1 protein-coding gene is annotated in these 1040 nt (G+C 71.5%); it reads left to right on the forward strand.

Annotated features, from left to right (window positions below; translation table 11 throughout):
- On the forward strand, positions 1 to 1040 hold a 1040-nt coding region (locus tag ACZ7IF_RS39315), incomplete at both ends, for a beta-ketoacyl reductase (RefSeq protein ID WP_470981857.1).

Raw genomic sequence — 1040 nt, forward strand, 5'->3', positions numbered from 1 at the left:
GGCCGTTGGCTGGTGGTGTCGGCGGAGGCGGGTGCCGACGTGGTGGGGCTGTTGTCGGCGTCGGGTGCCGATGTGGTGGAGCTGGTGGCGGGTGGCCGTTCGCGTGGGGAGCTGGCCGGTGCCCTGTCGGGTGTGGGCGTCATCGATGGTGTGGTGTCGGTGCTGGATGTGGCGGGTTCGCTGTCGTTGGTGCAGGCGCTGGGTGATGCGGGTGTCGGTGCCCGGTTGTGGTGTGTGACCCGTGGTGCGGTGTCGACGGGTGTGTCGGACCGTGTGGTGGATCCGGTTCGGGCGCAGGTGTGGGGTCTGGGCCGGGTGGCGGCGTTGGAGTTCGGTGAGCGGTGGGGCGGTCTGGTGGACCTCCCGCAGTCGCTGGACGAGCGGACGGTGTCGTTGCTGGCCTCGGTCCTTTCCGGCGGTACCGGTGAGGATCAGGTCGCGGTGCGGGCGGAGGGTGTGTTCGCCCGTCGTCTGGTCAGGGCTCCGTTCGCCCCGGTGGCGGGTGACGGCTGGCGGCCCGGTGGTCCGGTGCTGGTGACCGGTGGTACGGGTGCGCTGGGTTCGCGGGTGGCGCGTTGGCTGGCTTCGGCGGGTGCGAAGGAGCTCGTACTGACGAGCCGTCGGGGTCCGCAGGCTCCGGGCGCTGCCGAGCTGGTGGCGGAGCTCGCGGTGTCCGGCGTGACAGCGACGGTGGTTGCCTGTGATGTGGCTGACCGGGACGCGGTGGCGAAGCTGCTGGTGGAGTATCCGGTGTCGGCGGTGTTCCACGCGGCCGGTGTGCTGGATGACGGTGTGCTGGACGGTCTGACGCCGGAGCGTCTGGCTTCGGTGCTGGGTCCGAAGGCGGATGCGGCGCGTCATCTGCACGAGCTGGCCGGTGAGATGGGACTGGAGCTGTCGGCGTTCGTGCTGTTCTCGTCGTTCGCGGGCACGGTCGGCGGCGCCGGTCAGGGCAACTACGCGGCGGCCAACGCCTGCCTGGACGCGCTGGCCGAACAGCGGCGCGCCGACGGACTGCCCGCCACCTCCATCGCCTGGGG

It is taken from the genome of Streptomyces sp. NPDC037421 (genome assembly GCF_055602105.1).